The 22,170-nt window shown below is 38.0% G+C and carries 19 protein-coding genes; 6 read left to right on the top strand and 13 right to left on the bottom strand.

From position 1 onward, the window contains the following. Positions 1 to 2: 2 nt before the first annotated feature. From BN1206_RS05940 to BN1206_RS05980, 9 genes are all read right to left on the bottom strand, one after another. Entirely contained in the window at positions 3 to 1,700 is a 1,698-nt protein-coding gene (locus BN1206_RS05940; RefSeq protein ID WP_013642132.1) for a proline--tRNA ligase, read from the bottom strand. A 49-nt stretch (positions 1,701 to 1,749) separates the two neighbouring features. Then, positions 1,750 to 3,006 (bottom strand): RIP metalloprotease RseP, encoded by a 1,257-nt coding sequence (gene rseP / locus BN1206_RS05945; RefSeq protein WP_013642133.1) that lies wholly within the window; start codon positions 3,004 to 3,006, stop codon positions 1,750 to 1,752. A 10-nt stretch (positions 3,007 to 3,016) separates the two neighbouring features. Continuing rightward, a complete protein-coding gene (locus BN1206_RS05950) occupies positions 3,017 to 3,832 on the bottom strand; it encodes a phosphatidate cytidylyltransferase (protein ID WP_013438143.1) in 816 nt (271 codons plus the stop codon). A gap of 1 nt (position 3,833) precedes the next feature. Further along, entirely contained in the window at positions 3,834 to 4,568 is a 735-nt protein-coding gene (locus BN1206_RS05955) for an isoprenyl transferase (RefSeq protein WP_013438144.1), read from the bottom strand. 2 nt (positions 4,569 to 4,570) lie between these two features. Next, a complete protein-coding gene (gene frr, locus BN1206_RS05960; RefSeq protein ID WP_052543045.1) occupies positions 4,571 to 5,128 on the bottom strand; it encodes a ribosome recycling factor in 558 nt (185 codons plus the stop codon). After that, positions 5,128 to 5,853 carry a UMP kinase gene (gene pyrH, locus BN1206_RS05965; protein WP_052543046.1) on the bottom strand — a complete coding sequence of 242 codons (726 nt, stop codon included), beginning with the start codon at positions 5,851 to 5,853 and terminating at the stop codon, positions 5,128 to 5,130. The genes frr and pyrH overlap by 1 nt, the downstream gene beginning before the upstream one ends. A gap of 137 nt (positions 5,854 to 5,990) precedes the next feature. Then, the gene (gene tsf, locus BN1206_RS05970) at positions 5,991 to 7,013 is read right to left on the bottom strand and encodes a translation elongation factor Ts (RefSeq protein WP_052543047.1); all 1,023 of its coding nucleotides are present in this window, start codon (positions 7,011 to 7,013) and stop codon (positions 5,991 to 5,993) included. 33 nt (positions 7,014 to 7,046) lie between these two features. Next, entirely contained in the window at positions 7,047 to 7,820 is a 774-nt protein-coding gene (rpsB, locus tag BN1206_RS05975) for a 30S ribosomal protein S2 (RefSeq protein ID WP_013438148.1), read from the bottom strand. 159 nt (positions 7,821 to 7,979) lie between these two features. Continuing rightward, positions 7,980 to 9,011, bottom strand: coding sequence for a GIY-YIG nuclease family protein (locus tag BN1206_RS05980; protein ID WP_052543048.1), 1,032 nt, complete (start codon positions 9,009 to 9,011; stop codon positions 7,980 to 7,982). 63 nt (positions 9,012 to 9,074) lie between these two features. Between BN1206_RS05980 and BN1206_RS05985 the strand changes: the two genes are divergently transcribed. The 6 genes from BN1206_RS05985 (at position 9,075) to BN1206_RS10275 (ending at position 12,936) form a co-directional block, all read left to right on the top strand. After that, entirely contained in the window at positions 9,075 to 9,689 is a 615-nt protein-coding gene (locus BN1206_RS05985) for a lysophospholipid acyltransferase family protein (protein ID WP_013642138.1), read from the top strand. Between the two features lie 123 nt (positions 9,690 to 9,812). Then, positions 9,813 to 10,988 carry an SAM-dependent methyltransferase gene (locus BN1206_RS05990; protein ID WP_013438151.1) on the top strand — a complete coding sequence of 392 codons (1,176 nt, stop codon included), beginning with the start codon at positions 9,813 to 9,815 and terminating at the stop codon, positions 10,986 to 10,988. Between the two features lie 253 nt (positions 10,989 to 11,241). Continuing rightward, positions 11,242 to 11,457, top strand: coding sequence for an IS66 family insertion sequence element accessory protein TnpB (tnpB, locus tag BN1206_RS05995; protein ID WP_052543049.1), 216 nt, complete (start codon positions 11,242 to 11,244; stop codon positions 11,455 to 11,457). A gap of 65 nt (positions 11,458 to 11,522) precedes the next feature. Continuing rightward, positions 11,523 to 11,756 carry an IS66 family transposase gene (locus tag BN1206_RS06000; RefSeq protein ID WP_052543050.1) on the top strand — a complete coding sequence of 78 codons (234 nt, stop codon included), beginning with the start codon at positions 11,523 to 11,525 and terminating at the stop codon, positions 11,754 to 11,756. Between the two features lie 131 nt (positions 11,757 to 11,887). Beyond that, positions 11,888 to 12,718, top strand: coding sequence for an IS66 family transposase (locus BN1206_RS09525; protein ID WP_304413431.1), 831 nt, complete (start codon positions 11,888 to 11,890; stop codon positions 12,716 to 12,718). Next, the gene (locus BN1206_RS10275) at positions 12,688 to 12,936 is read left to right on the top strand and encodes a transposase domain-containing protein (protein WP_304413430.1); all 249 of its coding nucleotides are present in this window, start codon (positions 12,688 to 12,690) and stop codon (positions 12,934 to 12,936) included. Before BN1206_RS09525 ends, BN1206_RS10275 begins: the two co-directional genes overlap by 31 nt. 215 nt (positions 12,937 to 13,151) lie before the next feature. Here the strand turns inward: BN1206_RS10275 and BN1206_RS06015 are convergent, their stop codons facing one another. The 4 genes from BN1206_RS06015 to BN1206_RS06030 form a co-directional block, all read right to left on the bottom strand. Then, positions 13,152 to 16,364, bottom strand: a complete 3,213-nt coding sequence (locus BN1206_RS06015; protein WP_052543053.1) for a mucin-binding protein — start codon at positions 16,362 to 16,364, stop codon at positions 13,152 to 13,154. Positions 16,365 to 16,572: 208 nt separating this feature from the next. Further along, positions 16,573 to 18,516: a M13 family metallopeptidase gene (locus BN1206_RS06020; RefSeq protein ID WP_052543054.1), complete on the bottom strand. Its 1,944-nt coding sequence runs from the start codon at positions 18,514 to 18,516 to the stop codon at positions 16,573 to 16,575. Positions 18,517 to 18,608: 92 nt separating this feature from the next. Further along, positions 18,609 to 20,405 (bottom strand): ABC transporter ATP-binding protein, encoded by a 1,797-nt coding sequence (locus BN1206_RS06025; RefSeq protein ID WP_052543055.1) that lies wholly within the window; start codon positions 20,403 to 20,405, stop codon positions 18,609 to 18,611. Continuing rightward, entirely contained in the window at positions 20,398 to 22,164 is a 1,767-nt protein-coding gene (locus tag BN1206_RS06030; protein ID WP_046432418.1) for an ABC transporter ATP-binding protein, read from the bottom strand. The genes BN1206_RS06025 and BN1206_RS06030 overlap by 8 nt, the downstream gene beginning before the upstream one ends. Between the last annotated feature and the right edge of the window lie 6 nt (positions 22,165 to 22,170).

Here is a 22,170-nt window from a genome sequence, read left to right on the forward strand (position 1 = left end):
AATTATCCTAACTCTTGATTTACAAACTTATCTAATTCATCAATTGACATTTCAGTTGCCTTAGCATCAGTTGGTCTCTTAACTTCAACAATACCATCAGCAGCCTTCTTACCAATCGTAATTCTAATTGGTGCACCAACTAAGTCAGCATCAGCAAACTTAACACCGGCACGTTCCTTACGATCGTCATATAAAACATCATACTTTTCACTGAATTTCTTTTCAAGTTTTTCAGCTAATTCAGTTTGATCATCCTTGTTCATCTTCATTTGAACAATATGAATTTCAAATGGTGCAATTTCCTTTGGCCATGCTACACCGCGTTCAGTTAAGTGTTGTTCAACTGCTGCAGAAAGCATTCTAGTTACACCAATACCGTATGAACCCATAATAACTGGTTGTGCTTTACCATTTTGGTCCAAGAAGTCAGCACCCATGGTCTTAGTGTAGTAAGTACCCAACTTAAAGATGTGACCTACTTCGATTGAAGTAGTGAACTTAAGTGGTAAATGATCAACTGGGTCTGGTTCACCTTCGTTAGCAACTCTAAGGTCAGCAAATTCATCAACCTTGAAGTCACGATCTAAGTTAGCGTTCTTGTATTGGTAGTCAGTTTCGCCTGCACCAACAACAACGTTGTAAAGATCCTTAACAGTTTCATCAGCAATGATCTTATCAGCCCAGTCTGCATTTACAGGACCTACGCCGCCCTTTTCACTACCAGTGATTTCTTTCAAATCCTTGGTATCAGCTTCATGAATTTCATCAGCATCAAGGACGTGGCCTAATTTTACTTCGTTGATTTGCTTATCACCACGAATTAAAACTAAGATCTTTTGACCATCGGCGATGTAAAGAATACTCTTAACAATTCTAGTTGCAGGAACATCTAAGAATTTAGCCAATTTTTCAATAGTATCGCAATCAGGGGTTGATACCTTAGTTAATTCCTTAGGATCTTCAGGATCTTGTTTAAATGTGTCAATACTCTTGGCCATTTCAAGGTTAGCAGCATAAGTACCATTTTCGTTAGTAGCAATGGTATCCTCACCAATAGCTGCAGGAGCTTGGAATTCAGTAGAATTCTTACCACCCATTGTACCTGAGTCAGCGATTACGGGGTGAACAGTTACACCGGCACGCTTGAAAATACGCTTGTAGGCATTTTCTTGATCGTTAAATTGTTCATCCAATTGATCACGAGTAGCAGCAAAACTGTAACCGTCAAGCATTACAAATTCACGACCACGAAGAAGACCGAAACGAGGACGGTTTTCATCACGGAATTTGGTTTGAATTTGGTAAAGAGCCATTGGCATTTGCTTGTAACTCTTTAAGTTCTTAGCAATGATTTCCGTGAATGTTTCTTCATGAGTAGGTCCTAATAAACTTTCACGGCCATGACGGTCCTTAAGTTTAAACATTTCTGGACCATACTTCTTGTAACGACCAGATTCTTGCCATAAAGTTGCTGGAAGCAAGTGGGGCATAATCATTTCTGGAACATTGATTCTATCCATTTCTTGTTCAATGATTGCTTCAGCCTTGCGTAAAACACGGTAACCTAATGGAAGGTAAGCATAAACACCAGCAGTAACTTGGCGAATGTAGCCACCTCTAATCATCAATTTATGACTTTCAGCCACAGCATCGGATGGTGCTTCCTTTAATGTTGGCATAAAAAATTTTGATTGACGCATTATTTTTTTATAATCTCCTAAAGTAAAAACAAAACTAACTAACAAATATTTATTTAATAAAGTAGCGATAAATATCGTTACCTGTAACTGCAATGATCAAAACTAACAATAGACCAAAGCCAATTAATTCGACGATAGCCTCATGTTCCTCTGAAATCGGCTTTCCACGAACTAATTCAATTAAGTTCAATAAAAGTTTACCACCGTCTAACCCTGGAATTGGAATTAAGTTAACGATTCCCAAGTTAATTGAAATCATCCCCAAAAAGGCTAATACATAAGTAAAGCCCATTTGAGAAACTTGAGAAGTTTGAGAATAAATTCCAACTGGGCCAGACAATTTATTCAAACTAAAGTGTCTAAACAAATTACCAACTGCATTAAAAATTAAACCTGTAGTTGAAACGGCTGTATCCCAGCCTCTCTTTAGTTTAACACCAGCATTTTCATCGCTTTTGGCAACAATACCGATTTGGTAAATTTTTTGTCCTTGAATCTTATGAACCTTTGGCTTTACTGCCACAGTTCTACTTGAGCCATTCTTCTCTAATTTAAAGCGTAATTCTTTACCATTGCTCTGATTAATTTTAGCGGATACTTGATCAAAATTATCGATCTTTTGACCATTAATCGCAACGATTTTATCGCCAGGCTCAATTTTAGCACTTCTGGCTGGAGAATTTGCTTCAGTAGAGCCAATGGTTGTTGTAGCCGGACCTGGAACAGTAAATGTCCAAATCAAGAACACTACAAAACCAAGCAAAATATTCATAAAAGGACCGGCAAAATTGGTTGCCAGTTTTTGCCAAACATTAGCTTGATTGAATTGAGTATCACGTGGAGCGATGATTAATTCGGTACCATTCTTTTCAATGATAGTAGCATCATGGTTTACATGATAAGTAACCGGATCATTTTCATCCCCGTTTTCATAACCTTCAATAATCAAGCTGTCTACCAAATCGGCCTTTGTTACTTGTACAGGAATTCCTTCAATGGGCATGTCAGATTCAGAAGCATCAATTCTAACAACTTCGTTTTGATCATTTAACTGCAAGATTACAGTCATACCCGGATCTAATTTGCTCTCATCATCAGAACCTGCTAAACGAACATAACCACCTAATGGCAACCAACGAATAGTATACGTCGTAGGGTTCCGTCTAATCTGAAAGAGCTTTGGACCCATACCAATAGAAAATTCACGGACAAGAATACCTGACTTTTTAGCTACAATGAAGTGCCCAAATTCATGGACAAAGACAAGTAAGCCAAAGACGACTAAAAAGATTAGTATACCTCTCAATAAAATTCTCCTAATGTACAATACCTAAAATAGCTGCAACAACAGGCAATACAAATAGCATACTATCAAAACGGTCTAAGATACCACCGTGACCTGGTAAGATCTTACCTGAGTCTTTAACACCATAAAAACGTTTGTATGCTGATTCAACCAAGTCACCCATTTGGCCAACGATTGAAAGGATAAATGCCAACCCAACCATTGATAATTCCGAAACGCCAAATGTAATGTTGAAGTGACTCAAAATTGCTAAATAGATTGCACTAAAAATCAATGCACAAATTACGGCACCAATAGAACCTTCCCATGTCTTGTTAGGACTAATTACCGGCCATAACTTATGCTTACCGATCTTACGACCGATCATGTATGCACCAATATCAGTTGACCAAACAACTACAAATACATAACCCAATAAAGCTAAACCGTTTTGTGGGTATGCTCTGATTGCGGCCATGTAGTGGAAGCCGAGTCCAATATAAAGAGCTGCTAAAACATAAACACCAACATCATCAAAAGTTGTCTTGTTCTTGGAAAGAACAGTCCAAGTCAAGAAAATCATGACAATGCCATAAAATACACCCAACTTAGTTATATTTGATGGGAATACTTTGAAAAATGAGTCTGGAACAGTCCAGGTCAAAGTTGCAAGCAGAGCTAATACGAAATCAAATGATACTAAAAGTTGTTTCTTCATTAAAAAGATTTCGCTAATACCAACTGCTGCAAAAAGTACAGTCAGCCAGTCCATCCAAAGACCGCCTGCTAATACAATTGGAATAAATAAGATTAAGGCAATAACTGCCGTAATTACACGTTGTTTCATACTAACTATCCGATTCGTCTACCTTACCAAAGCGCCGGTTACGGTGCTTAAATTCATTAACAAATTGTTTTAAATCATCTGCATCAAAGTCAGGCCAGTTTTTATCACTGAAAGCCAATTCTGAATAAGCCAATTGCCAGAGCAAGAAATTAGAAATTCGTTGTTCACCTGAAGTTCTGATCAATAAATCAGGATCTTGGTATTTACCAAAATGACCGGTCATTAAATGATCGGAAATCATTTTTTCAGTAATATCTTCGCTCTTTAGTTCACCAGCTTCAATTAAGCCACCGATTTCTTGCATTGCAGAGGTAATTTCTCTTCTTGAGCCATAATTAAAGGCAAAATTAAGTACTAAACCAGTATTATTGGCTGTTTCTGCCATTGCTCGTTGAACAATTTGATAAGTTTTTTCGGGAAGTTCATCCAAATATCCCATAATGTTGACCTTAACATTATTCTCCATTAAAGTCGGCATATATTTATCAAAAAAGCGAACAGGCAAGTTCATCAAGTAGGCCACCTCTTCTTTAGGTCTAGCCCAGTTTTCAGTAGAAAAGGCATACAAAGTAAGCACCTTAATCCCCAACTTATCAGCAGCTAAGGTAATGCGTTCAACATTGTCCATACCTTCGCGGTGTCCAACAAATCGCGGCTTATGGCGTTTTTTAGCCCATCTACCATTACCATCCATAATGATGGCAAGATGATTTAATTCATTATCCTTCTTACTCATGTTTAACCCTGAGTAATTTCCTTACGCTTTTCATCAGCAAGTTGATCAATCTTCTTGGCTGCGCCATCAGTAACCTTTTGAACTTGCTTTTCTAAGTTGCGTTGTTCATCTTCGGTAATGTCGCCATCTTTTTCTTCTCTCTTCAAAGAGTTCATGGCATCACGACGAACGTTTCTAACGGCAATCTTTGCTTCTTCAGCGTACTTACCAACTTCCTTGGCAATTTCTTCTCTTCTTTCACCAGTAAGTTGTGGAATTACCAATCTGATAACCTTACCATCGTTTGCTGGAGTTAAACCAAGGTTTGAAGCCAAAAGTGCGTGTTCAATATCATCCAAACTGTTTTGGTCGTATGGAGTAATCAATAAAACACGTGGTTCTGGAATAGTAATACTTGACATTTGAGTCAATGGTGTAGGTGCACCGTAGTATTGAACTTGAACATTATCAAGCAAAGCTGCGTTGGCAACACCTGCACGAATTGAAGCTAACTTCTTTTGATAAACCTTAATAGATTTATCCATATTTTCTTGTGCTTTTTTAATAGTTTCGTTGTTCATTATTTATTACCTCTAATTACAGTACCAATATTTTCACCCAAAACAACCTTCTTAATGTTGCCTGGTGTGTTAACGTTAAATACAATTAATGGGATTTCGGTATCCATTGACAATGAACTTGCAGTTCTGTCCATTACCTTTAAGTTCTTTGAAATCAAATCAAGTTGAGTTAATTCACTAAACTTAGTTGCTGAAGGATCTACCTTAGGATCGGCTGAGTAAACACCATCCACACCATTTTTAGCCATCAAAATTACATCAGCACCAATTTCGGCAGCACGTAAAGCAGCGGTAGTATCTGTTGAGAAGTATGGATTACCAGTACCACCACCGAAGATTACAACACGGCCTTTTTCAAGGTGACGCAATGCTCTTCTTCTAATGTAAGGTTCAGCAATTTGTCTCATTTCAATTGAAGTTTGCATTCTAGTAGGAACACCAACTTTTTCAAGACCATCTTGTAAAGCTAAACCATTCATAATAGTAGCAAGCATACCCATGTAGTCGGCTTGAGCACGTTCCATGCCTAACTTAGCGCCAGTTTCACCACGCCACATGTTACCGCCACCGCAGACGATACCAATTTCTACGCCTAAGTCATGAACAGACTTAATTTCTTTAGCTAAGTGACCAATAACAGTTGGATTAATTCCAGTACCTTTGCCACCGGCTAAGGCTTCACCTGATATTTTTAAAATAATGCGATTATATTTAACTTGACTCATAATGCCCTCCTCTAATAGCTTTAATTATTCTAACATATATAACTATCTAATGTCTTTCAACTAATTAAAGTCAATAAAAATTTATAAAAAAAGAAGGAGCACTTACGTACTCCTCCTTTCATTAATAGTAGTAAAAACTACTTCATTTGTTCACGAACTTCAGCAGCAAAGTCTTCTTGCTTCTTTTCAATACCTTCGCCAACTTCGTAGCGAGTGAATGAAACTAACTTAGCGCCCTTGTCCTTCAAGAATTCGCCAACAGTCTTGCTGTCGTCCATGATGTAATCTTGTGACAAAACTGCAAATTGCTTGTCAACTTGAGTGTTGTCATCGATGAAGCGTTGCATCTTACCAGGAATAATTCTATCCCAGATCTTTTCTGGCTTACCTTCTTCTTTAAGTTCAGCCTTGATGTCTTCCTTAGCCTTAGCTAAAACTTCATCAGTCAATTGCTTTGCTGAACCGTAAACAAGGTGTGGTAATGGCTTCTTGTGTACCAATGCACGACTTTCGTTATCTTGGTCGATCTTGTGGTTCATCAATGCCAATTGTTCAGTGATGAAGTCATCATCTAATTCATCTGGTGAGATAACCTTAGGGTTCATAGCAGCAATGTGCATTGCTAAGTGCTTAGCAGTTGCAGCGTCAGCACCTTCTAAGACAGTGATAACACCGATTTGGCCACCGTTGTGTTGGTAAGCACCAAATTCTTGGTCATCGTTCTTCTTTTCCAATGCGAAACGACGTAAAACAATCTTTTCACCAATAGTAGCAGTTGCGTCAACAAATGCTTGTGATAAAGTCTTGCCGTCTTCCATCTTTAATTCGCTAGCTTCTTCAGCGTTAGCAGGCTTGCCTTCGGCAATAGTCTTAGTAACGCCCTTTACTAAGTTAACGAATTTTTCGTTTTGAGAAACGAAGTCAGTTTCTGAGTTGATTTCAGTAATAGCTGCTACGTTACCAGCAACGTAAACGCCAGTTAAACCTTCGGCTGCAACGCGGTCTGCCTTCTTAGCAGCCTTAGCCATACCTTTATCGTGAAGGTATTCAATGGCCTTGTCCATGTCACCGTCAACTTCTACCAATGCCTTCTTAGCGTCCATAACGCCAGCACCGGTACGTTCACGTAATTCCTTAACTTGCTTTGCAGTAATTGCCATTAATATGTCCTCCTACAGAACTAACAGTAAAAACTAGTCTTCTGGGTTTTCTTCAGCGCTAACGATTTCGTCTGAACCATCAGCATTTTCTTTGAAGTCTACTTCAACAGTTTCGTCATCTTGACCTTGCTTGCCTTCAACGATAGCGTCTGCCATTGCACCAGCGATTAAGCGGATAGCACGGATAGCGTCATCGTTTGAAGGAATAACAACGTCGATTGGGTCTGGATCAGTGTTGGTGTCAACCATAGCTACAACTGGGATACCCAAAATGTTAGCTTCGTGAACAGCGATCTTTTCCTTCTTAGGGTCTACTACGAACAATACATCTGGAATTCTTGGCATGTCTTCGATACCGCCTAAGAATTTTTCAAGCTTGTCCATTTCCTTAGTTAAAAGTGCAACTTCCTTCTTTGGTAATACATCGAAGGTACCGTCTTGTGACATTTCCTTTAATTGCTTTAATCTTCTAACACGACTTTGAATAGTAGTCCAGTTAGTCAAAGTACCACCTAACCAACGTTGGTTTACGTAGTATTGACCTGCACGAGTTGCTTCTTCAGCAATTGAGTCTTGAGCTTGCTTCTTAGTACCTACAAACAAGAATACGCCGCCGTCTTGTGCAACAGCCTTCATGAAGTTGTAAGCATCATCTAACATCTTGATAGTCTTTTGCAAGTCAATGATGTAGATACCATTTCTTTGAGTGAAAATGTAAGGAGCCATCTTTGGGTTCCATCTTCTAGTTTGGTGACCGAAGTGGACACCAGCTTCAAGCAATTGCTTCATAGTAACAACGTCTGCCATATTTAATTCCTCCTATGGTTTTAAATCCTCTCAAGCGTTCGTTTCATCATCTAACCACTACCTAGGGCACCACGATGATGATCGCTCTTGATGTGTTTTTTACTTATGCTTACACAGCATACTTGACTATTCTACAAGATTTTAGTCAATCTGACAAGACTAAAATTTAATATTATGATCCCGTAAAAATTTCTCTTTCCAGCTGCGAGAATGATGCTTAAACCAATACTCTCTCTTGAGTGCCAATCTTTTATCATCAAATTGTTCATGGTAAATCATCCGCACTGGTCGTCTAGCTTTAGTATACTTAGCACCCTTACCTTCATTATGCATTTTTAAACGGTGCTCAAGATCGTTCGTAAAGCCGCCATAAAAACTACCATCATTGCAAAGCAATACATAAAAGTAATATTTACCTTTTGCATCGTGCTTTGCTCGATCTTCATCGGTCTCACGCACAATCCGTTGAATAATTGGTTGAAATTCACCATTTTGATCATGAACTTCAATTGCATCCCTCAACTCTGTGCCATCTGTTCCCGTATGCTTAACAGCTTCCACAATAATTAAATTAGTGTTTTCACCGCGATGAGAAACAAAAGGTTGAACTAGCTTGACGCTTAAATCGTACTTCATACAGTAGTAGCATATTTCTCCTAATCTTTCGGGTCGATGCACCATAAACATTTTTCCCTTCATCTTAAGAAGGCCGCTTGCCACTGCAATAATGTGTTCCAAATCGATTAGTAATTCATGACGCGCAATTGCCTTTTTTCGATCTGGATTAACTTCGTGCCCTTTTGGTGCTTTAAAATAAGGAGGATTTACAGTTACGACATCATAGCTATCCTTACGTAAAAATTTAGGAGCATTTAAGACATTGTCCTTATAAACTGAAATTCGATTTTCCATATCATTTAATTCAATTGAACGAACAGCTTGAGAATATATTTCGTCCTGAATTTCAATTGCATCATAGTGTGCCCGATTAAAATATGCCATATAGATAGTAGCCGCACAATTACCTGCACAAAGATCTGCCACTTTATCTCGGTCTCGAATTAATCCTTTAGCCCAATATGCTAAAAGCAAGGTATCCATTGAAAAACTAAAGGCAGTTTTATCTTGGATAATCCGCAAACTATCGCTGTACATGTAATCGATTCGTTCATTATCTTTAAGCTCAACCATAAAAATATTTGCCTTTCTTATCTATATATTTTTATAATAACTTAGAACAAATTGGAGGACAAAATGTTTTATAAAATTATTCGCCCCATTGTCCGCTTCATCGTTTGGGTGCTAAACGGACACTTGCACGTTCATCATAAGGATCGCCTGCCTAAAGGCAATTATATTTTAGTTGCACCGCACCGTACTTGGTGGGAACCACTTTTGTTTGCTCTTGGCGCTAGTCCAATGGAATTTATGTTCATGGCCAAAATTGAATTATTCAAAAATCCAGTTTTGCGCTTCATTTTAAATCATGCGCATGCTTTCCCAGTAGACCGTAAAAATCCAGGTCCATCTGCTTTAAAAATTCCAGTTAAAGGATTAAGAAAAGGCAATCTTTCATTAATTATCTTTCCTTCGGGAACTAGACACTCTGCCGAATTAAAAGGCGGTGCATTGGTAATTTCTAAGATGTCAAAAAAGCCAATGGTTCCAGTAGTCTACCAAGGCCCATTATCTTTTAAAGGATTACTCAAAAGAAAGCCAATGGAAGTTAACTTCGGTAATCCAATTACGATTGATAAAAAGACCAAGTTAACTCACGAAAATGAACAAATTATTTATAAACAGTTGGAAGATGCCTGGGATCAACTTGATAAGGAATTAAATCCTAACTTCCACTATGTTGCAAAATAATATAATACTCAGTTAATGGACATTTCTTTAAACTATGATCATTAGCTGAGTATTTTTTATTGCATAAATTTTTTTAGTGTTAAAATAAGTAGTTAGGTTTGATAATTATTGGAGGAAAGATAATTGTTAGAAAAAACATTTTACAAAATGATGCTTAGCAAGTCCTTCCCTTTTCCCGTTAAAGTAACCTACTGGGACGGTAAAAGCGAAGTCTACGGTAATGGTACTCCTGAAATCGAAATTGTCTTTAACGAAAAGATCCCTATGGGCGACATTACTAGAAATGCTTCACTCGCACTTGGTGAAGGATACATGGATAAGAAAATTGAAATCCATGGGGATATTCAAAAATTAATTTTTGGTGCTTACGAAAGTGCCGACAGTTTCATGCGTTCTTCAAAGTTCCGCAAATTTTTACCAAAGCAAAAGCACACTGAAAAGCAAAGTGAAGAAGACGTACAAAGCCACTACGATATCGGTAACGACTTCTACAAGTTATGGCTTGATCCAACTTTGACTTACTCTTGTGCTTACTTTGAAGATGGTAATGAAAATGACCTTGAACAAGCTCAAATTGCTAAAGTTCACCACATTTTAAACAAATTAAACCCACAAAAAGGCAAGACTTTACTCGACATCGGTTGTGGTTGGGGTACATTAATGCTCACCGCTGCTAAGGAATACGGCCTTAAGGTTACCGGTGTTACTTTGAGTGAAGAACAATACAAATTAGTACAAAAGCGTATCTACGATGAAAACTTGCAAGATGTAGCTGAAGTTAGACTTGAAGACTACCGTGAACTTGGTGATCAAACCTGGGATTACGTAACTTCAGTTGGTATGTTTGAACACGTTGGTTCAGAAAACTTACCTAAGTACTTCGCAGATGTTTACAAGTACTTAAACAAAGATGGTGTCGCTTTAATCCACGGTATTACTCGTCAACAAGGCGGTGCTACTAACGCTTGGATTAACAAATACATCTTCCCAGGTGGTTACATTCCAGGTTTACAAGAAATCGTCGGCGATATCGTTGATAGTGGCTTGCAAATTACTGATATGGAAACTCTTCGTCGTCACTACCAAAGAACTCTTGAAATTTGGGACAAGAACTTCAACGCTGTTCGCGATCAAGTTGAAGATAAAATGGGTGAACGTTTCACTCGCATGTGGGACATGTACTTAAATGCTTGTGCTGCTTCATTTGAATCAGGCAATATCGATGTCATCCAATACTTGCTTACCAAGGGCCCTTCTGGTAAGAACTTGCCAATGACTAGAGATTACATGCTTAAATAATGCATTAAATAGATCGTAAGCGTCAAATAACAGAGTGTATTAACCTCCATTAATTTATCAAATTAATGGAGGTTAATAATATGTCCGAAAAACAACATCCGATTGTAGCACTCAAATAGCCGCAAAGACCCCAAAGGTCTCGTTCACCGCGGAATAATCTGTTGCTTAGTTTAAAGAAGAATGATCTAGAGTTAGACTTCTACAGCAGTATAGATCCCGAATTGATGGATAAACTCTTGGAAAAGGTCTTATCATGATTAATCTTTGTGACTTGGGCCAAGTCTATCTTGTTTGCGGCAAAACCGACCTGCGCAAAGACCTTGATGGGCTGGCTTGCCTAATAAAGGAACAGTTTCAACTTGATCCTTTTCAGGTCCAGGCTCTCTCTTCTGAGCAGGTCGACTGGTTAATGAACGGTTTTGCAATCAACCCTAAAATAAAGAATACAAAAGCACGCAGTTTCTACTAAGAGTTGATATTGCGTGCTTTTTTGGTATTCTTTTAACTAATAAATTTGGAGGGAAGTTATCAATCATGTCAGAAGAAAACTTAGAAAAGATCATCGCTCAACAAGCAACTACTATTCAAAATCTAACTGATGAGATCAAGCTTCTCCGTGAACAAGTAGCTTACTTAACGCAAAAGCGTTATGGCAAGTCATCGGAACAAATGCCGCTAAGCGGCCAGCTAAACCTGTTTGATGAGGAAAAACAAGACTCGGATGACGGAGAGCGTCCCCGATGCCGCCGTTCAGACTATTACTTATAAAAGACGGGCTCATCAAAAGAAACAGGCAGATCTACTAGCGGCTTACCCGGTAAGAAAATAATTATTGTTTATCCCGGCTCAGATCACATATCCAACATGCTTATAAGTGCCTATACTGCAGCAGTAAAAAACTGAACGACAAAATCATTAAAGCTGTAGTGCCTAAAGCACCGCTAAACCATAGCCTGAGTTCGGCTTCAATTATTGCCCATACCCTATATCAAAAGTATGAAATGAAAGTCCCGGACTATCGCCAGGAAAGCTATTGGCGGAAAATGGGACTGAATATTTCACGCCAACACTTAAACAACTGGGGGTTAAAGAGTACAGAGTACTACTTTAAGCCAATGTATGACCGGCTTAAAACAAAGCTGTTAACCCAACCTGTTTTGCATGCCGATGAAACTTACTATAAGGTCTTAGAAAGCAAAACAGCTAAAACCTATTATTGGGTTTTCCTTTCCGGCAGGCATGATAAACATGGCATTACGCTTTATCATCATAATCCGCATCGCAGCGGTCAAGTAGCGCTTGACTTCTTAGGCGCTTACGCCGGCTTCTTGCATTGCGACATGTGGCAGGCTTACCAGCGATTACCTGAAGCTACCCTAGTTGGCTGTTGGGCCCATGTGAGAAGAAAGTTCTTTGAAGCGGTACCGCAAAATGCCTCTGATAAATCAATTGCCAAACAGGGTTGGAAATACTGCACGCAAATGTTCCGTCTAGAAAAAGAATGGGAACATTTAAGCAACGAAGAACGATATCAAACCCGACAGGAACAGTTAAAGCAGCTAATGGAAGACTTCTTTGACTGGTGCAGGCGGCAGGAGATTTCTGTATTGCCCGGCTCCAAACTCGGCCGTGCAATCAATTATGCCTTAAAACATCAGGAAAGCTTTGAACATGTATTGCTCGATGGCCGCTTGGAACTATGGCCAAACGTGCTGTCAAGTCGCTGGTGATGGGACGCAAGAACTGGCTGTTCTCGCAAAGTTTTGCCGGTGCACAGACGAGCGGCATCATTTTGAGCTTGATTGAAACAGCCAAAAGACATGGACTAGATCCAGAAAAATATTTAAATTGCCTGCTTCAAAAGCTGCCTAACGAGGAGAGCTTAAACTCGGAGGCACTAGAAGCTTATTTGCCATGGCAAAAAGAGATTCAAAAGATGTGTAAATAGAGAATATGAGAAGAAAGCCGTTCTAGAAAATCAAACTAGAACGGTTTTTTCAATACACTCTGTTATTTGACGCTTACCTTACATTTGTCATAGTCAAAATATAAAAAGGCCTCCATTTATTTAAAAATGGAGGCCTTAAAAAGCTTGAAGGTCAAATCCAATGTCTTAACTTAATGACATTGGGGAAATTCCTTAGTCTTTTTTTGTGAACCTATTTAGTTCTTTTTACGTCTCTTACTTGCACCAAGCAAGCCTAGACTTGCAATCATACTTACAAGACCTGTCCAAATACCGGTATTAGTAGTTGCGCCAGTTTGCGGTAATTCTCGCTTAGCAGTTGATTTAGCTGATACGTGATTATCGACTGTGCGACTATCAATAGACTTTTCTGGGGCCTTAGAAACTTCCTTACTTGACTTATTAGACTTTTCTGGGGCCTTAGAAACTTCCTTACTTGACTTATTAGGCTTTTCTGGGATCTTAGAAACTTCCTTACTTGGCTTATCAGGCTTTTCTGGGGTCTTAGAAGTTGAATTGTCTGGCGTGTAGACAACGCTTTCGGTAATATCACTATCACCATACTGAATATCACGACCCGGAATAAGCTTCTTGTCAGGTGTCATGTTTGGCACTTCAGGACTAATTACCTCGTCAAAATGACCGGTGCTTGGCGTATTCCAAATAATTGAATCTGTTACCTTATCACGAGTTCCAGTCACTTTAATTACAACCTTTGCCACATGATCTGGTGCAACAGGCTTACCGTTAGCATCAATATAGTGAACAGTTTCAGTAATTGTTTGGCTGGTTTCGACTGGTTCATAAGTATGAACTAAATGAACTTCAAATACTTGATCGTGATTATTGTCATTGTCATAAGTAAAGCCGTTATCTGGATAATCAGATGATACTAATACATAGTGCTTATTAACAAATTGATTAATTTCATCAGATGGACTGTAACTTTCATGACCATTGGTTACACCAGTTAAATCATGAGTATCCAATGTCTTCTTAGCAGTATCGTCAATAAACAATACCTTAGCCTTTTGTTGACCAGGATTGTAGGTGACAGTTACGGTGATATCGTTATCTCCTGCTGTTACGGTTTTAGCCTCTACAGATTTAATATCTGGAGTATAACCTGTTACTTCTGGAGTCGGTACCTCACTAAAGCTTTGCTTATTAGGTTGCCATGCATTCCACGTATCAGTATTAGTTACATCATCGTGCTTTCCTACACGGCTGAATTCAACTTGTTTTTCAACCTTGTCAGGAGCCTTAGAATCGTCACTCATCTTATAAGTAATGGTTTCAGTAATTGCTTTCTTATCTGAAATATCATGAATGCCATGTTTCAAATGAATTTCAAATACTTGATCGTGATTATTGTCATTGTCATAAGTAAAGCCGTTATCTGGATAATCAGATGATACTAATACATAGTGCTTATTAACAAATTGATTAATTTCATCAGATGGACTGTAACTTTCATGACCATTGGTTACACCAGTTAAATCATGAGTATCCAATGTCTTCTTAGCAGTATCGTCAATAAACAATACCTTAGCCTTTTGTTGATCATGACTGTAAACAACTTCAATATTTTCACCTGGATCAGTTGGATTTGGATATACCTTCTCGCCTACGTGTTTGTATAATGGAGTATAGCCTGAAATTGATGGGACTATCCCCGGTAATGCCTTAGTTGGATCAGTTAGATCATTCTCAAATTGAATTGGATCTCCAATACGTGTTCCATTTTCGTCAACTGGGATAATGGATCCTAGTTTTTTATAAATAAATTGAACTTCGTGCGGAGCTGCAGTCACATACGGATTACGAACTGTCAGAAAATGAGTTTGATCTTGAATTTGAAATTCAAATGTAATGTGATGACCTGCTTTAATTTCTACTAATTTTGGTCTCTTATGACCATTTTCATCAGAAACTATAATTTGATTACCGTTCTTATCAAATACACCCACTTCCATTGTTCCATCTGGAGAAATTTGATGATACACAGAATAATACTCCACATTATCAGTGTCGTAATTGTAATAGGCCTTTTTATAATACTTACCCTCCTCAAATTGAGAAAGTGTTCCCGTAAAATTTGTAGGAATGTCTTTAGACGTTAAATAAAAGCCTGGAATAACTTGTTTATATTGATCTACATTCGGGATTTTGAATTCTTGCCCAGTAAGTCCTGTTACAACAACATTAGGGTGAAGACTTAGATCAGAATCTTTGAATTCTTGTAAATCGCCGTTGTCATCGTAATAATAATACTTAATTACTGAACTTTCAGTATATATTGGAATAATTTCACCAATGGCTGAAAAGTCATTGCTAGTGGTACTTCCTAAACCATAACTCTGCTTAATAGGATTTACATTACTATATGGATGATAAATATTATTCGGATGATAATCACCCCACCAGTCATAATATCCCCCATCTGAAGTATAATATCCAGGGGCAGAAGTTACGGTAGAGGAATTTTGAGTTGATTCTTTGTTGTCGCCAATAATGATATTGCTACTACCATCATTATTAATTTGATATCCTCGCTTATTAATCTTAATAATTTCTTTCTGATTTACTCCAACCGTAGCAGTCTTTATTTTTTTATTATTAGCAATTACATAAGCATAAATATTTGTGTCAGTAGAATCATTTCTATTAACGGACAAAATTAATTTAGTATCCGGATCATTATTAAGTGACAAAACTTGATAAATATATCTATCTTTATCAATTAAGTTGTTCCACTCACTGGGATAATTAGAAGGATCCTCTGCTTTAACTACAACTTTTCCGTCTGAATTCCTATCCGTTGGATTTATCTGTTTTTCTAAAGTTGGATTTTTTGAAGTTTGGTATTTTGCTTGAATTTGTTTTATTTGAGGACTTACTACCGAACTAGCTTTTCCATTAATCTTAGTAGCAGCTAAATCAGCTTGAACTTTTGTAACTTGCAAATCATTTGAGTCTACAGTAGTTCCTTTAGCAACATTTTCTTCATGCTTCTGAATAGTATTAGCCGTTTTCTCTTTTGGTGCTACTGCATCACCAGACTGTTGATCTTTCTTTGAATCATCAATATTTTTAATTTCTACATTTCTAGCATTGCTATTATCAGTAACACCATCTCCACCAACTTTTGCATTGCTATTGTTAGTAACTTCAGAATCTGCGGTACCAGCCTCATCAGCCTTACTCTTCAAATCAGTCGATAAATTGAGAGTATTTCCATCTGAATTATCATGTACTTGAGAATTACTATTTTCGTTGGTTGTTCTCACATCAGCATAGACTTTATTGTTGTTCATTTCAGTCATTAATGATACACCAATCAACACACTAGCTGCCCCTACTGTTAATTTTCTAATTGAAAATCTTTGTAATTGTTCCTTATTAAACATTATCATCCCTTCAATCTAATAATCTAATTACTTAAATTTTCTTTAAATTTTCCTATACGACCTAAATATATCATCATTGTTGATGTTTTTATAGTACTTTTTTGTATTTTTCTGAAGTTTTTTTATTAAGAATAAGAAAAGATTACTTTTTTTGAAAAAGTAATCTTTACTATTTATTCACTTAGGCTAATATAGATTCTTGTTATTTTTACCAAATCACAATTCTATCCTCTGGGTCAAGCCACATGCCGTCATCCTTCTTAACGCCAAAGGCATCATAGAATTCATCTTGGCATTGAACCGGAATATTTACTCTAGTTGGTTGTGGTGCATGGACATCAGTTTGAACTTCAGTCTTAATTGCTTCAGGACGTTGCTTTTCCATCCAGCTTCTAGCATAGTTTTCAAACAAGTCCTTCAAGTCTGCACCATCATTTTTACCTGCTTGGACAGCACAAGCTAAACCGGCCAGGTCAGCAATATTTTCAGAAACAACTTGCTTACCGTTAATCTTAGCAGGGCCATATTGCAAACCATCAAAGATATCGATCATTTGACCAACACGCTTATTAAATTCAGTGAAGTCTTGCTTAGTCCACCAGTTGTTCATATTACCGTTCTCGTCAAACTTGGCACCATTATTGTCAAAGGCGTGAGAAACTTCGTGACCAATAGTAGCACCGATACCACCGTAGTTAGCACCTCTTGATTGGTTAATATCGTAGAATGGCTTTTGCAAAATACCAGCTGGGAAAGTTAAATCGTTTCTTTGTGGGTCGTAACAAGCGTTGTTCAAGTTACCTGGCATCAGCCATACAGAACGATCAACCGGCTTAGTCAATTTCTCTAGTTCATATTCGGTACGAACTTTATCCATAGCAGCTTCATTTTCATATAAGCTCTTTTCAGGATCTACTTGTAACAAATCAAAAATCTTTTCAATTTTTTCTGGATAACCAATCTTAAGAACCAAAGCATTTAACTTAACAATTGCCTTTTTCTTAGTTTCATCAGATAGCCAAGTATTATGGTTGATTCTTTCTTCATAAACCTTAAGCATGTTGTGAATCATATCTTCAACATCGCGCTTGGCTTTTTCACCAAAGTACTTCTTGCCGTAGAAAATACCAACCACTTCATCAAAGGCACTGTTAGCAATACGATAAGCTTGCTTAATTTGTGATGGCATTTCTGGTGCGCCTGTAATTGCTTGATTAAATGGAAACGCAGCTTCTCTAAACTTTTGTGACAAGTATTTAGCTACACTATTAATGTATTTAACCAGCATCCAACCCTTGATTTCGTCAAAGTTTTCAGCATTGATTAATTTTTCTGCATGGTCAAGGAAGCGTGGTTCCATCACAATTACACGCTTTTGCTTTTCAGGCAAAATATCATCTAAGAATTGAGCCATATCAAATGACTTAAACTTAGCGATAAATTCATCATATGATACTGGGTTGTAAATTGCAGCATCGTCAGCCCATTCTTCAGTAGACTTAACAACCTTAGCCACCTTAGCGTCAAATGCCAAAGCATTTTCAACATATTCTCTGGCTTCAGTTTTACCAATACCGGCCATCATCAACAAATTAATGCTTTGATCTTGCAAAATGTCCAACAACTTTTTAGCATCGTCTGTCTTGTAAGTTGTTGTATCTGGCAAGAAGGTACTTGGACCACCAAAGTATAAGACATTAACGTCGGTATTCTTCATATCGGCATCGACGCCATAGACGAATGGCAAGATATATGGACCCATGTATAAGTCCTTAGCTTTTTTACCAAAGTCAGCAAAATCAGTTAATGATAATAACTTTTGCAAGTCATTTTGAATAGGATGTGCTTCTTCGGCATCCCTTTTCTCAAAATTCTTAGCAATCTTATATAAAGCAATTGCCTTATCAAAATCCTTAATCTCTGGCATCTTTTCTTTGCCTGCAGCAATATCGGCAAAGTCTTTCATCACTCTATTTTCAATCTTAATGTCTAGTTCTGAGTTGACACCAGTTGAAGTACGATCAGCAGGGATTTCAGCTTTAGAAAGCCACTCTGAATTAACAGCTAAATATAAATTATCTTGTGGCTTAGCATTAACGTCAGGTTCCGCAACATCGCCTGCACCACCACGAACAGCGTAAAATCTTCTCATTTTTCCTCCTTATTAATATTCATAATTATTTCATTCCTTTTAATCATTATAACAAAAAGACGTCTGCATTCGTGCGAAACGTCTTTTATTAACTATTCTTTATTTTCATTATTTTGCAAGGTGTACAAGTTGTAGTAGTAACCCTTCTTAGCGAGCAATTCTTCATGCGTACCACGTTCAATAATTCTACCCTTGTCGAGCACAATAATCTGATCAGCATCAGCAATCGTTGACAAACGGTGCGCAATGGCCAAAGTAGTTCTACCCTTACGCAGTTGTTTCAAGCCTTGTTGAATCAAAGTTTCGGTTTCGGTATCCACGTTAGCCGTAGCTTCATCCAAAACTAAAACTTTAGGATTGGTTACCAAAGTTCTAGCAAATGAGATCAATTGGCGCTGTCCTTGACTCAGTTCTTCGCCACCTTCGATTACCTTGGCATGATATTTACCTGGCATCTTTTCAATAAATTGATCGGCTTGAACAGCCTTAGCCGCATCCCTAATCTGTTCATCTGTAATGTTCTTATTATACAAGCGAATATTTGAAGAAATATCGCCATAAAACATGAATGGTTCCTGCAAAACGAGGCCCAATTTTTTACGCAATTCTTCTTTAGGATATTTTCTGATATCTACATCATCAATTAAGATCTCGCCTTTACCCAATTCGTAAAAACGCATCATTACATTGATGATCGAGCTCTTACCAGATCCAGTATGACCAACAATACCTAAAGTTTCACCTGGATTTACTACGAATGAAATATCATGCAAGATTTCATTTTTACCATCATATGAGAAACTAACGTGCTTGAATTCAATCTTGCCGCGACTGATAGTCAATCCTTCTTGAGCATTTTGCTTTGGCTCATATTGTTCATCATCTAAAATCGCAAAAATTCTCTTACCGGCTACGATACCATCTTGGAAGAAGGTCATCTGGTCCATCATAGTTGAAATTGGATTAAACAATTGTGACAAGTATTGTGAGAAAGCATATACCACACCAGCTGGCACAAATGTTGCCTGCAATGGAAAACCGAAGTACATCAATGTCACAGCTAAAGCCAATGAATAAAGCAAACTAGTCAAAGGTGAAAGAAGCAATGAGTTAATACGAATCATGTTAAAACGCGTATTCATCAACCCACCATTTTCACCCTCAAATTGGTTGGTCATTCTCTTTTCTTGATTAAACTGCTGAATAATTGAGACACCTTCAATTGACTCATTCAAGTTAGCGTTAATTCTACTCAAACGTTCACGATAGTTACGATAAAGCCGTGAACTCTTTTGCGAATAGAGCCAAATCACAAAGAGCAAAATTGGCACAAAGGCTAAAACGATCCAGCCGGCAATCACGTTGGTAGTAAACATTGCCACCAATGCCGTAACTACAGAAAATGCACCAATTACTACTGTTGAAAGCACAGTTAAGAAGTTGCTCAAAGTCATCGTATCGTTAGTAACTCTTGACACAATTGAACCGGCAGGAGTTTGGTCAAAATAGCGCATCCCTAACTTATGCAATTTCCGGTAAAGGGCCCTTCTGATACTCTCCAAGGTTTTTTCAGATCCAAGGGCAAAGAAATATTGGTAGGTAAACTGAATGACCGCTTTTAGAATCGAACCTATTGCATAAAGTAAGCCTGCAAACAAAATAATCTGAACAGTTGCGCTTTGTTTAAGCAGAAAGTTGTCTAAGAAATACTGCAATCCACGCGGCAGCAAAATATTAATGATGCTGACTAAAAATGCCCCAATCAATGCAATGGTCATTTCAAATTTAAAGTGCTTAACAAAGCCCATTAAACGTTTAAAAATCGCAACCTGTTCTTTAAATGGGATTGCTTTAGACCACACCGATTCTTGCTTTTCTTCATTATTCATCTACATCTTCACCCACCTTTGCTTGCAATTCTTGTCTACGCCACATTTCGGCATACCAGCCATTTTCTTTGAGCAGATCTTGGTGATTGCCTCGTTCAATAATTTGACCGTCTTTTAAGACTAAGATCAAATCGGCATCCATGACCGATGTCAATCTATGTGCCGCAATCATCGTGGTCTTATCTTTTCTTTCATTTCTCAAAGAAGTTAGAATTTCGGTTTCAGTCTTTGCATCAACCGCTGATAAAGCATCATCCAAAATCAAAATTTGGCTATCTTTAAGCAAAGCACGGGCAATGGACATTCTTTGACGTTGACCACCAGAAAGTGAAAGTCCATTTTCACCGACTAAAGTCTCATAGCCATGTGGCATTTGTAAAACATCATCGTGCAAATCACTCTTCTTAGCAGCTGCCGCAATCTCATTTTTGCCTGCATCTGCCTCTGAGAAAGCAATATTTCTACCAATACTCGTTGAAAAGAGGAAGTTGTTCTGGGGAACATAAGATATTTGGCTAAGTAAAACTTTAAGCGGAATTTTCTTGATATTGATGCCATTTAAGGTGATTTCACCGTCATATTGGTCGAATTCTCTCAATAGCAGCTGAATGATTGTCGTTTTACCAGCACCTACACGACCTACTAAACCTAAAGTTTGACCAGGTTTTAAGGTGAAATCGATGTTCTTTAACACTGGAATATCCTTTTCATCAGGATAAGCAAACGATTTAATATCAAAATGCAAATCACCTTGTAAGTCTTGAGCCTTAATACTTTGATCAGCGTGGGCATCAGTAATTAACGGTTTTTCATAAAGTAGCTTTTCTACACGGTCGTAGCTCGCACTACCTCTTTCCAAAATATTGAACAAATAACCAATCGCAAACATCGGCCAAACCATGTTGGCAATATAGGCAATAAAGGAAACGAGCTGACCAATCGATAGCACTTTATTTGTAACTAAAAGTCCACCATAAATAATGGTAATTACATAGGTTGCACCAATAACTGCCGTACCCAATGGATCAAACAAGGAGTCCCAAACAAACACTTTTTTATTGATGTTAATAGTATCATCAACCATCTTGTCAAAAGCTTGGGTATCTTCTTTTCCTTGACCAAAAGTTTTAAGTACCTTAATGCCTGAAACTGATTCTTGAGTCTTATTATTCAAGCGAGAAAAGGCCGCCTGTGACTTATCAAAAGCATCGTGTAAATGATCCCCAAGTTTCCAAGCACCTAATGCTAAAAATGGCAGTGGCAATAAGGCAACGATGGTTAGTCGCCAATCAACGAAAATGATCATGGCAATCATTGTTGATAAGCCCATTACAAGTGAGTCAACCAAGGTTAAAACACCATCACCGGCTACGTTTTGAATTGCAGTCACATCGTTAGTTGCATGGGCCATCAAGTCACCGGTTCGGTGGCGCTGATAAAATGTTCTGTCCATGATCATAAAGTGGTCGAACAGTTTAGAACGCATTTGTCGTTCCAGTTCTGCGGCCCCGCCCCAAATTTGCTTACGCCAAAAGTAGCGCAAAATATATAAAACGAAGGCGGCAGCCAACACAGCTAGAATCAACATCCCATATTGCCCCCATGAGATGTGACCTTGATCCAGCTGATCCGCCATCAGTCCTAATACTCTTGGCGGAATTAAGTTGGCTAAAGAGGTTAAAGCAAGAAAAGTAATTCCGATAATATAACGTTTCCTTTCTTGTTTAAAAAACCAACCCAGTTTTTTAAATATGTTCATTTACTC

Origin of the sequence: Lactobacillus sp. OTU4228, assembly GCF_001006945.1 — a bacterium.
In the GTDB taxonomy this organism is placed as follows: Bacteria; Bacillota; Bacilli; order Lactobacillales; family Lactobacillaceae; genus Lactobacillus; species Lactobacillus amylovorus.

Bases quoted from the DNA above. Each gene is read 5' to 3' on its own strand.
- BN1206_RS05940 (WP_013642132.1), bottom strand. From the start codon at position 1,700: ATGCGTCAATCAAAATTTTTTATGCCAACATTAAAGGAAGCACCATCC.
- BN1206_RS10275 (WP_304413430.1), top strand. From the start codon at position 12,688: ATGGCCAAACGTGCTGTCAAGTCGCTGGTGATGGGACGCAAGAACTGG.
- BN1206_RS06020 (WP_052543054.1), bottom strand. From the start codon at position 18,516: ATGAGAAGATTTTACGCTGTTCGTGGTGGTGCAGGCGATGTTGCGGAA.
- BN1206_RS05950 (WP_013438143.1), bottom strand. From the start codon at position 3,832: ATGAAACAACGTGTAATTACGGCAGTTATTGCCTTAATCTTATTTATT.
- rpsB (WP_013438148.1), bottom strand. From the start codon at position 7,820: ATGGCAGACGTTGTTACTATGAAGCAATTGCTTGAAGCTGGTGTCCAC.
- BN1206_RS06030 (WP_046432418.1), bottom strand. From the start codon at position 22,164: ATGAACATATTTAAAAAACTGGGTTGGTTTTTTAAACAAGAAAGGAAA.
- BN1206_RS06000 (WP_052543050.1), top strand. From the start codon at position 11,523: ATGTCAGAAGAAAACTTAGAAAAGATCATCGCTCAACAAGCAACTACT.
- BN1206_RS06015 (WP_052543053.1), bottom strand. From the start codon at position 16,364: ATGTTTAATAAGGAACAATTACAAAGATTTTCAATTAGAAAATTAACA.
- BN1206_RS06025 (WP_052543055.1), bottom strand. From the start codon at position 20,405: ATGAATAATGAAGAAAAGCAAGAATCGGTGTGGTCTAAAGCAATCCCA.
- BN1206_RS05955 (WP_013438144.1), bottom strand. From the start codon at position 4,568: ATGAGTAAGAAGGATAATGAATTAAATCATCTTGCCATCATTATGGAT.
- pyrH (WP_052543046.1), bottom strand. From the start codon at position 5,853: ATGAGTCAAGTTAAATATAATCGCATTATTTTAAAAATATCAGGTGAA.
- tsf (WP_052543047.1), bottom strand. From the start codon at position 7,013: ATGGCAATTACTGCAAAGCAAGTTAAGGAATTACGTGAACGTACCGGT.
- tnpB (WP_052543049.1), top strand. From the start codon at position 11,242: ATGATTAATCTTTGTGACTTGGGCCAAGTCTATCTTGTTTGCGGCAAA.
- frr (WP_052543045.1), bottom strand. From the start codon at position 5,128: ATGAACAACGAAACTATTAAAAAAGCACAAGAAAATATGGATAAATCT.
- BN1206_RS05985 (WP_013642138.1), top strand. From the start codon at position 9,075: ATGTTTTATAAAATTATTCGCCCCATTGTCCGCTTCATCGTTTGGGTG.
- BN1206_RS05980 (WP_052543048.1), bottom strand. From the start codon at position 9,011: ATGGTTGAGCTTAAAGATAATGAACGAATCGATTACATGTACAGCGAT.